Source organism: Xylophilus sp., assembly GCA_009914555.1.
Lineage (GTDB): Bacteria > Pseudomonadota > Gammaproteobacteria > Burkholderiales > Burkholderiaceae_C > WNDY01.
Window position 1 is genome coordinate 58,414 of the sequence record WNDY01000015.1, and the last position, 9,787, is coordinate 68,200.

Sequence of the window (9,787 nt, forward strand, 5' to 3'; positions counted from 1 at the left end):
ACCATGAACGCCAGAGACCCCGCCCTGCTGGAGATCGGCATGCCGGCGACCGTACGCTCCGAAAGCGCAGACCTGCGCAGGCAGTCAACGCGCCACTGGTCCCGCTATGCGCGGCTGGCATTACGCCATCCCGGCCTGCTGCTGGCCGGACTGTTCCTCTTCGTGCTGCTGCTGGCGGCCATCCATCCGCCGCTGCTGGTGTCCGGCGATCCGCTGGCGACCAGCGCGCGCGACGCCTTCCTGCCGCCCGGCGTCGGGCACTGGCTGGGCACCGACGAGAACGGCCGCGACGTGCTCACGCGCCTGGTCTACGGAACGCGCAAGTCGCTGATCATGGCTTTCGCGGCCAGCATGTGCGCACTGGTGGGCGGCATCGTGCTGGGGCTGGCCGCCGGCCTCGGACCGCGCTGGCTGGACGCGGCGGTCATGCGCGCGGTCGACGTGCTGCTCGGCTTTCCCGACCTGCTGCTCGCGCTGGTCATCATCACGTTCTGGGGGCAGAGCGCCGTCAACGCGGTCATCGCCATCGGCATTTCGGGCATACCGCGCTATGCCCGGCTGATCCGCGCCCAGGCCCAGATCGTGCGCAGCTCGGGTTACGTGGAGGCCGCTTCCACCCTGGGCGTCAGCCGGCCGCGCATCATCGTGCGCCACGTGCTGCCCAACGCGATGAAGTCCACGCTGCTGCTGGCCACGATCAGCGTCGGCGGCAAGATCGGGGCGGTCGCGGCGCTGAGCTTCCTGGGCTTCGGCGCGCCGCCACCCGCGCCCGAATGGGGCGCGATGCTGTCGGTCGGCCGCGACTATCTGGCCAACGCCTGGTGGCTCATGGCCGCGCCGGCCCTGACGGTCATCGCCACCGTGCTGGCGATCAGCGGCCTCGGCCGCGCGGTCATGCGCCGCCGCGAAGGAAAGACGGCATGAGTGCCCTGGCAAGTACGCCGTTCGGTCTTCTCGATGCCCGGCGGTCACCCGTCCCCGTGCCGAATTTCCGGGCGGACGGTACGCAGAGACCGGACCCCGGCACGCTGGTCGATGTGCGGGAGCTGACCGTGCGTTTCGGCCCTGGAGCGCCGCCGGTCGTCAACCGCGTTTCGTTCTCGATCGCGCGGGGCGAAAGCCTGGCGATCGTCGGCGAGTCGGGTTCCGGCAAGAGCGTGACCAGCCGCAGCCTGGTCGGCCTGGCGGGCGACAACGCCGTGGTCGATGCGCACCGCCTCGGCTTCGACGGCATCGATCTGCTGAGCATCGCCGCAAAACGCTGGCGGCAACTGCGCGGCGGGCGGATCGGCTTCGTGATGCAGGACGCGCTGGGCTCGCTGGACCCGCTGCGCCCCGTCGGCCGCGAGATCGAGGAGCCGCTGCGGCTGCATACCGACCTTGCGAAGGCCGACCGCGCCAGGCGCGTGATCGAGCTGCTGCGCGCCGTCGGCGTGCCCGAGCCCGAACTGCGCGCGGCGCAGTATCCGCACCAGCTGTCCGGCGGCCTGCGCCAGCGTGCGCTGATCGCCTCTGCCATCGCCACGCACCCCCATCTGCTGATCGCCGACGAGCCAACCACTGCGCTCGACGCCACGGTGCAGGCCCAGGTGCTGGAACTGCTGGCGCAGCTGCGCAGCCGCGACTGCGCCATGCTGGTGGTGAGCCACGATCTCGCCGTCGTGGCGCAGCTGGCCGACCGCGTGGCCGTCATGCACAACGGCGTGATCGTGGAGCAGGGCCCGGTCGGGCAGGTGCTGCAGGATCCGCAGCACGGCTACACCAAGTCGCTGCTGCGCGCGGCCGCCAGCGTGCACACGCTGGGCTGGCAGGCAGCGCCGGCGACCGTGCCGGACAGCGCGCCCGTCGTGGTCGAGGCGCGCGGGCTGTACAAGGCGTTCCCGGGACCCGACCGGCGCCGCCGCACCGCGGTGGAAGACGCATTGTTCGTGCTGCGCGCCGGCGAGACGCTGGGCATCGTGGGTGGCTCCGGCTCCGGCAAGACCACGCTGGTGCGCATGGTGCTCGGGCTGGAGAAAGCCGACCAGGGCGAAGTCCGGGTACACGGCGCGAGGCTCGGCCGCAACGGCCGGGCGGCCAAAGGCCGCAAGCGCATCCAGGTGGTGTTCCAGGACCCGCTGGCGTCCTTCGACCCGCGCTGGACGGTGGAGCGCGTGCTTGGCGAGGCGCTGGAGGTGGCCGGCTTCAGAGGCGGCGCGGCGCAGCGCCGCCGGGCCGCCGAACTGCTGGAGCTGGTCCGGCTCGACCCCGGCCTGCTGAACCGGCGGCCGATCCAGCTGTCGGGCGGCCAGCGCCAGCGCGTGGCCATCGCGCGTGCGCTGGCGGCCGAGCCGGAGGTGCTGGTCTGCGACGAGCCGGTCTCGGCGCTGGATGTGTCGGTGCAGGCGCAGATCCTCGAACTGCTGATCGACCTGAAGCAGCGCCTGGGACTGGCCTGCCTGTTCATCTCGCACGACCTCGGCGTCATCAACCGGGTGAGCGAGCGCGTCCTGGTCATGAAGGACGCCCGCATCGTCGAGAGCGGCCCGGTGCGCGAGATATTCGACCGCCCGCAGCACCCCTATACCCGCGCGCTGTTCAACGCCATTCCGAAACTGCAGATCCGCCAGGACCTCCAGGAAGGCGCCGGTGGACTGCAAGCCGCACGCCCATCGGTTTGAAGTGAAGCATCGTCTTTCCGCTTGCGCCATCGCGGCGCTCTGCGCCGCGCTGTCGGTGGGGTGCACACGGTCGGATGGATCGTCGGTCGATACCCGGCGCAGCATCGGAGCCCTGCATGCCGACGGCGTGTTCGACGGCGGCCGGCTGCGCTATCCGGCGACCGACTTCCACGCCCGGGGCGAAGGCCGGCCGGGCGGCGTGCTGCGCGTTTCGGCGGCGTCGGACATCCATACATTCGACTTCCACGCCGTATCGCACAGCAACGCGCCCTGGCTCAGCCGCATCATCTACGACAGCCTGGTCTATCAGGACGAGAACGGCGATATTTCGCCGTGGCTCGCCACGTCCTGGGACATCTCCCCGGACGGCCTGACCTACACCTTCCACCTGCGCGACGACGTCACCTACAGCGACGGCACGCCGTTCAATGCCGAGGCGGTGCGGCTCAACCTGGAGCACATGCGGGACCCGAAAACCAAGTCGCCCCTGGCCGCCTACTACATCGCGCCCTACGACCACGGCGAAGTCGTCAGCGAATACGTCTTCCGCGCGCACCTGCGCGAAGCCTATGCGCCCTTCCTGGGCGTGCTGGCACAGGGGTGGCTGCCGATGCTGTCGCCCAAGCAGATCCGCGAAGACCCCAAGAGCATCATCGACCACCCCGCAGGCAGCGGCCCCTTCGTGCTGGAGAGCTACGTGCGGGATCAGCACGCCACGTTCGTGCGCCGGGCCGATTACCACTGGTCGCCGCCGGTGTTGCGGCACAAGGGCCCGGCCTACGTCGACCGGATCGAACTGAGCTTCGTTCCCGAAGCCCTGATCCGCTACAGCGCGCTGCTGGCCGGCCAGTACGACGTGACGCTGGACGTGCCGCCGCAGAACGCCGAAGCCATTCGCGCCAACGCGGATTTCGAACTGCACAGCCGTATCCGCAAAGGCAACCCGAGCCGCTCGCTCACGTTCAACACGCAGCGCCCGCCGTTCGACGACCCGCGCGTGCGCGTGGCGCTCGCCAAGGCCATCGACCGCGAAGGCCTGGCCTGGATCCAGGGTTTCGGCGAATACCGCGTCACCAGCGACTTTCTGTCGGCCAACACGCGCTACTACGACCCGCGCTGGCGGGACGTGCTGAAGTACGACCCCGCCGCCGCCAACAAGATTCTCGACGAGGCGGGCTGGGCCGAACGGGACGCCGAGGGCTTTCGCGTCAAAAACGGCAAGCGCCTGTCGGCCGAACTGGTGCAGACCGGCGGCGCGAACTCGCCGACCGGCACCGCGGTGGCGCTGCAAGCCGATGCCAGGAAGGTGGGCCTGGAGATCACCATCCGCCTGCTGCCGGCACAGATCATGAACACGCTGCGCACGACGGGTGAATACCAGTTGCTGGCAGGCGGCGTCTGGCACACCAACACGCCCGACGGGCTATCCATCCTCTATCACAGCAGTGCGATCCCGACCGACAAGGTGATCGGCGCCAACGTCTCACGCTTGAACGACCCGGTATTCGACGACCTGCTCACGCGCGCGCGGCACACCATGGTGCCCGCCGAGCAGCAGGCGCTCTACAGCCAGGCCCAGCAACGCCTGACCGAACTGGCGCCCGCCGTACCGGCCTACGAGAACCACCATATCAGCGCCTGGCGCCGCGACGTGAAGGGCATCCTGTTCGACACCTCGCACAACATTCCGTTGTTCGTGAACGCCTGGTTGGACCGCTAGGGGCGGCGGGGCAGGGAAAGCGGGCCGGGGCGAGATAGATACTCCCCGATGTTCATCACCATAGCCGGCATATAGCATGCGCATCAGGAGCATACTCCGTCATATAAACGTGCGGCACCGGTGGGCGGCACGCCGGCCGCCCGGCGCGGGCGGCTCAGTTCGCGGGCGTGCCCGCAGCTGTCGCCCGGGGCCACCCGCCCGGCTCACCGCGGCCGCCGCCAGACGGCGTCCAGGCATCGATGCGGCCTTCCAGCGCGTCGTCGATGCGCGCCGCGACGGCGGCGTCGAGCTTGGGCAGCACGTCCAGCGCACCCACGTTCTCCCGGAGCTGAGCCACCGACGTCGCGCCCGTGATGACGGTGGACACGCGCGGGTTGCGCAGGATCCAGGCCAGCGACAGGCGGGGCAGGGTGGTCTGCAGATCCGCGGCAATGCCCGCCAGAGCACGCAGCGCGCCTTTCAGCCCTTCGTCCTCGATGCGGCGCCGCAGCCCGCGGGCGCTGATCGCGGTCGAGGCCGCGCGGCTGCCCTCGGGCACGCCGTCGAGGTACTTGCCGCTCAGCAGGCCGCCGGCCAGCGGACTCCACACCGTCAGGCCCAGGCCGATGTCTCCATAAAGCCGCGCGTACTCCTGCTCCACGCGCCGGCGGTGCAGCAGGTTGTACTGCGGCTGCTCGGTCACCGGCTTGTGCAGGTGGTGGCGCTCGGCCACGTCCCAGGCCGCGCGGATCTCGTCGGCGCTCCATTCCGACGTGCCCCAGTACAGCGCCTTGCCGCGGTGGATGATGTCGTGGAAGGCCCAGACGGTTTCCTCGATCGGGGTATGCGGGTCCGGCCGGTGGGCGTAGGCCACGTCCACGTAGTCCAGCCCGAAGCGCTGGAGCGAGCCGTCGATGGCGTTCAGCAGGTACTTGCGGTTGAGTGTGCGTCCCTGGTTCGGACCATCGCCCAGGCCGCGGAAGAACTTGGTGGTGACGACGTAGGCGCTACGGGCCCAGCCCAGGCGGTGCAGCGCCTCGCCCATGACGCGCTCCGATTCGCCGCTGGCATAGCCCTCGGCGTTGTCGAGGAAGTTGATGCCGGCATCGCGCGCGGCCGCCAGGATCTCCACGGCGGCGCTTGCGTCGATGCTGGTGCCGAAATTGACCCAGGAGCCGAACGACAGCGCGCTGACTTGCAGGCCCGTGGGGCCGAGGCGTCGATATTGCATGGTCGGAAAACAGAAATGGAAAGACAGGGCCGGCAGCGATTTCCGTGCCAGCTCCGAGTCCGATACCGGCAGCCGAAAGATACTGGAACCGCCCCGGTCCCGACGGGGCGCGATACCCGACGGTTGCTCTGCGGGCAGCATTCCCGCAGCATCGGCTGCTGCGCGGGCAGCGACCATGATGGCCCGGACCTGCCGGGGGTCATCGCCTGCAGTGGATCGCTGGCGCCTGGCCGGATGGCATGGTCTGTGCATCGGCTTGCCCCATGTCCCATGGCCACTTCCCCGGAAGCAGGAGTGCTCCTGCAATACAGGCTCCCTAAGACAGGCAATGGAGTTGAATGCCGTTTATTAGGGAACTGTTCCAGGGCTGCGCTGCCGCTTGTCGGACCACGGCAGGTCGGCACAAGGCATTGCCGTGGCATTTTCTGGCGGCATCGCCGTTCATGGCCGCAGTCGCCGCACGTGGCGCCGTGGTCCCCTGCCTGCTGCGCGAGAGAGTGCCCATGCTCTCGCTGCCGCAGGCAGCCGGGATGACGCGGTGACGGCTGTCCTGCCGGCCGGCGCCTGCGGCCGGTGCTGGACCGTCGCACGGGCGTCGGAGCGGGCCAAGAGCATCTTCTCGGCGTCCATGCGCGCGCGGCACGAAGCGGAACGAAATGACGACTTTGGCGGGCCTCCGCGAGGCGCGTGCATTCGAACGGGTGCGTAGGCGCGCGCCCACGAATCATCGCCATCACCCGCCGCGAAGCGCTGCTGCGGCTGGCCGACCCCGTCTACGAAGTCCGCGATGGCGGCGTTCACGAAGCCACGGGCGCTGAACCCTTCGCACCTGCTCGAAGCCCACCCTGATCGATCTGCACGAAAACCTCCTGTCCTGTCCCTCCATGTCCGACACCACTATCGCCCCTCCTGCCGAAGCGCCCACCCCACCGATCCCCGTCGAGGCGGCTCCCGACGCATACATCAGCCCGGCCGACGCCCCCTCCTGGGACACGCTGGCCGCGCGCTTTCGCCCCATCTTCGCGCGCATCGCCGAAGGCGCGATCGAGCGCGAACGCAAGCGCGAGCTCGCCTACGAAGCGGTCGGCTGGCTGCGCGAGACGGGCTTCGGCGCCGTGCGCATCCCGAAGTTCTACGGCGGCCTGGGCGCCACGCTGCCGCAGTTCTTCCGCCTGCTGCTCGAACTGGCCGAGGCCGACTCCAACGTTTCCCACCTGTTCCGCGGCCACTTCGCATGGCTCGAAATGCGGCTGAACCTGCCGCAGCCCGAAGTCCATGCACGCTGGTTCCCGGAGGTCGCCAAGGGCACCCTGTTCGGCTACGCGATGGCCGAGCAGGCCAGCCTAGCCGGCAACGCCAGGCTCCTGCGCGAGAACGGCGAACTGTTCGTCGACGGCGTCAAGTACTACAGCACCGGCACGATCTACGCCGACTGGATCATCGCTTCCGTGGCCGATGGCGCGCAGGGCGGCGCCAGCATCGCCGTGCCGGTCGATGCGCCCGGCGTCACCCGCATCGACGACTGGGACGGCTTCGGCCAGCGCCTGACAGGCAGCGGCACCACCCGCTTCGACCGCGTGAAGATTACCGAGGACCAGATACTCCGCATCCACCCCCGCAGGCCCGGCTCTTCTGAAAGGCCTGGAGGGGATGCTCCGGCCACACCGGCGCCCGCCGGCGAATCCGCCACGCCCGCCGGGGAGCCGCGCGCGCCGGGCGAGCGGCTCTCCTATGGCACTTCCTTCCTGCAACTCGTGCTGCTCACGAGCATGGCCGGCGCCGCGCGGGCCGCCTTGCGCGAAGGCATTGCGTTCGTGCTGCCGCGCACGCGCACCTTCAACCGGCAGGCCGGCGAAGGGCGGCCTCTGCCCAAGGACGATCCGCTCGTGCAGCGCGTGGTCGGCAAGGTGTCGAGCCTGGTGTATTCCGCCGAGACCCAGGTGCTCGCTCTCGCCCAGCACCTCGAAGACCTCTACCAGCTGGCCCAGCACGGCAAGGCGACCGAGGCGGACTACGCCGCCACCGAGATCAAGGCGTACCAGACGCAGCAGATCGTCATCCCTGCCGTACTGGATGCGACGACCCAGATCTTCGACGTGGGCGGCGCCTCGGCCACCAGCCAGAGCCGCCAACTCGACCGCCACTGGCGCAACGCCCGCACGGCGGCGTCGCACAACCCCGCCATCCAGCGCGAACGCGCGATCGGCGACTACTTCCTCAACGGCGTCGCCCCAGGGCTGTGGGAGCGCGAGAAGCGGCAGGCGGAAGCGGCACGGGAAGCGGCGGAACCGCAAGACCCGGCGGCGCCCCTCGATGGCCCGTCCGCCGGGGCGCCGTGAGGCGCCGTCGCAGCAAGCCGCGCCGGCACAGCGCCTCGACCTGCTGGTCGACATGCATCCATTGCTGAATAACTGCTGCCTGAGAAGCCGGGCGGAGCGAATGTCGACGGTCCCAAGGCGCGGTGGATTCAAGTGTGAAGCATCTACGCGTTGAAAAGCAAATTGGCATGGGAATTGCGAAAAGGATCGGCCCCTTCTTGATTTTTCCTATGGAATTGACCCGGCGGTCTCATATGCAAAAGGCTTTGAAAGATATTAAGTTATTTCGCTTGCAAGGAATTGCGGCGGGTGTTTTGGCTGCCTGTGCCGGAGGAGCATTGCACGCGCAGGAGTCCTCCTCTGCGACGAGTGATGTCAAGCTCGACACGATCGTCGTTTCCGGAGCCAAGAATGACTCGCCAGAGGCAGCCAAAGAAAAGCTCAGAAAGATACCAGGTACCGCCAGCGTCGTCGATAACTCCGCAGTCGAGAAAGGCCGCGCCGCCAATTTGGAAGATGTGCTGGCCTACCAGCCAGGCGTGCTGGCGGTGGCCACGGGCGGCAGCAGCGCGAATCTCATCTCCATCCGCGGGTCGGGGATCAATACGTTTTACGCGGGCTATGCCCGAGGCATCCGCTATCTGATCGACGGCTCCCCCATCTCCGGGCCTGGCGGCACACAGGAGACTTTGCTGACGCCCAATGGAGTGAACTACACCGAAATCCTCAACGGAACGAATGCCTTCACCTATGGCGCCCTGGCCATTGGCGGCGCCATCAATTCCGTGACGCATACGGGGCGCACGGCGCCCGGATTTTCCGTAGGGTTCGAAGGCGGCAGCTACGGCTACGTCAAGGCCAGGGCAAGCTACGGTGGCGTCAGCGAAGACGGCGCCACCGATTATTACCTCTCGGTATTGCACAGCCAGCGCGACGGCTATCAGGCGGAAGCCCCTGTCAAGGGCATTGACGACGTAGTGCTCAACGTGGGGCACACCTTCAATAGCCGCCTCAAGGCACACTTTCTTTTCCGATATGGACAGGAGAACTATCGCAACGGGGGCGCTTTGACGCTGGCGCAGATTCGCGACAATCCTCGACAGGCTGCGACAGGTTCGTATGGACGATGGAGTTACTCGGCGCTCGCCGTGGGAAGGCTCGAATATACATTCGACGACGATTCACGGCTGGAAGTGGCGCTTGGGCTCAACAGGTTCAATCTGGACAACAGCAGAGACACCAGCACCTATAGCGAGTGGCCTTCGCTTTATATTTCTCCGCAAATCCGCTATTTCCGTACGAACGACACTCTCTTCGGTCTCAAGAGCGACACAACCTTCATTTTCGACTTCACGCAACTCAATGGGGGTACCAATGGGGGGAATCGGGTTCCGACCGGCAGCACGAACAAGGTCTGGTACTACGGTGCTGATTACAGCGGTTCGCGCGATGCCACCATCGGTGTGAACAACGCCCTGCATTTGAATGAGCGCACCACCCTCACCGCCGGGCTGTCCGCGGTGGAAGTCAAGCGTTCTCTCACCGCCAGCGGAATTATTCCAAAGACCAGCGGCTTGCCCGGTCAGGTCGATTACGACAAGTGGTTTGCCGTGCCGCGCCTGGGGTTGAACTGGCAGGCCACGCCAGACGTGCAACTGTTCACCGGTCTGGGCCGTTCGATCGATCCACCGGTGACCTGGGGCTTTCCCCTGACCAGCGTTCGTGCCGCTCCCGGCCCGCACTTCGCCTACGTGTCGCATCCCGGATGATTGCATAAGCGAGAATCGCTATCCACTCTTCATGGCCCGAGCGGTGATGCGAGGATTGATAGAGTCACTGCAATCACCTCCGGAGGTCCAAGCATGCTGATCGCCCTGCA

At 67.6% G+C, this 9,787-nt stretch carries 6 protein-coding genes; 5 read left to right on the plus strand and 1 reads right to left on the minus strand.

Translation table 11 applies throughout. The features are described from left to right. The first annotated feature begins 3 nt into the window (after positions 1 to 3). The 3 genes from GAK38_RS09570 to GAK38_RS09580 are packed head-to-tail and all read left to right on the plus strand — an operon-like array spanning position 4 to position 4,380. On the plus strand, positions 4 to 924 hold the full coding sequence (locus tag GAK38_RS09570) for an ABC transporter permease (RefSeq protein WP_325343543.1): 921 nt from the start codon (positions 4 to 6) through the stop codon (positions 922 to 924). Beyond that, positions 921 to 2,660, plus strand: a complete 1,740-nt coding sequence (locus GAK38_RS09575; protein WP_325343545.1) for a dipeptide ABC transporter ATP-binding protein — start codon at positions 921 to 923, stop codon at positions 2,658 to 2,660. The genes GAK38_RS09570 and GAK38_RS09575 overlap by 4 nt, the downstream gene beginning before the upstream one ends. A 1-nt stretch (position 2,661) precedes the next feature. After that, entirely contained in the window at positions 2,662 to 4,380 is a 1,719-nt protein-coding gene (locus tag GAK38_RS09580) for an ABC transporter substrate-binding protein (RefSeq protein ID WP_325343546.1), read from the plus strand. Between the two features lie 154 nt (positions 4,381 to 4,534). Here the strand turns inward: GAK38_RS09580 and GAK38_RS09585 are convergent, their stop codons facing one another. Next, positions 4,535 to 5,590 (minus strand): aldo/keto reductase, encoded by a 1,056-nt coding sequence (locus GAK38_RS09585; protein WP_325343548.1) that lies wholly within the window; start codon positions 5,588 to 5,590, stop codon positions 4,535 to 4,537. A gap of 884 nt (positions 5,591 to 6,474) precedes the next feature. Here GAK38_RS09585 and GAK38_RS09590 point away from each other — a divergent pair. Both GAK38_RS09590 and GAK38_RS09595 read left to right on the plus strand, forming a co-directional pair. Beyond that, complete coding sequence (locus GAK38_RS09590; RefSeq protein ID WP_325343550.1) at positions 6,475 to 7,929, plus strand: acyl-CoA dehydrogenase family protein; 1,455 nt, start codon at positions 6,475 to 6,477, stop codon at positions 7,927 to 7,929. Positions 7,930 to 8,063: 134 nt separating this feature from the next. Then, on the plus strand, positions 8,064 to 9,677 hold the full coding sequence (locus GAK38_RS09595) for a TonB-dependent receptor domain-containing protein (RefSeq protein ID WP_325343551.1): 1,614 nt from the start codon (positions 8,064 to 8,066) through the stop codon (positions 9,675 to 9,677). Positions 9,678 to 9,787: the final 110 nt, after the last annotated feature.

Bases quoted from the DNA above. Each gene is read 5' to 3' on its own strand.
- GAK38_RS09570 (WP_325343543.1), top strand. From the start codon at position 4: ATGAACGCCAGAGACCCCGCCCTGCTGGAGATCGGCATGCCGGCGACC.
- GAK38_RS09575 (WP_325343545.1), top strand. From the start codon at position 921: ATGAGTGCCCTGGCAAGTACGCCGTTCGGTCTTCTCGATGCCCGGCGG.
- GAK38_RS09585 (WP_325343548.1), bottom strand. From the start codon at position 5,590: ATGCAATATCGACGCCTCGGCCCCACGGGCCTGCAAGTCAGCGCGCTG.
- GAK38_RS09590 (WP_325343550.1), top strand. From the start codon at position 6,475: ATGTCCGACACCACTATCGCCCCTCCTGCCGAAGCGCCCACCCCACCG.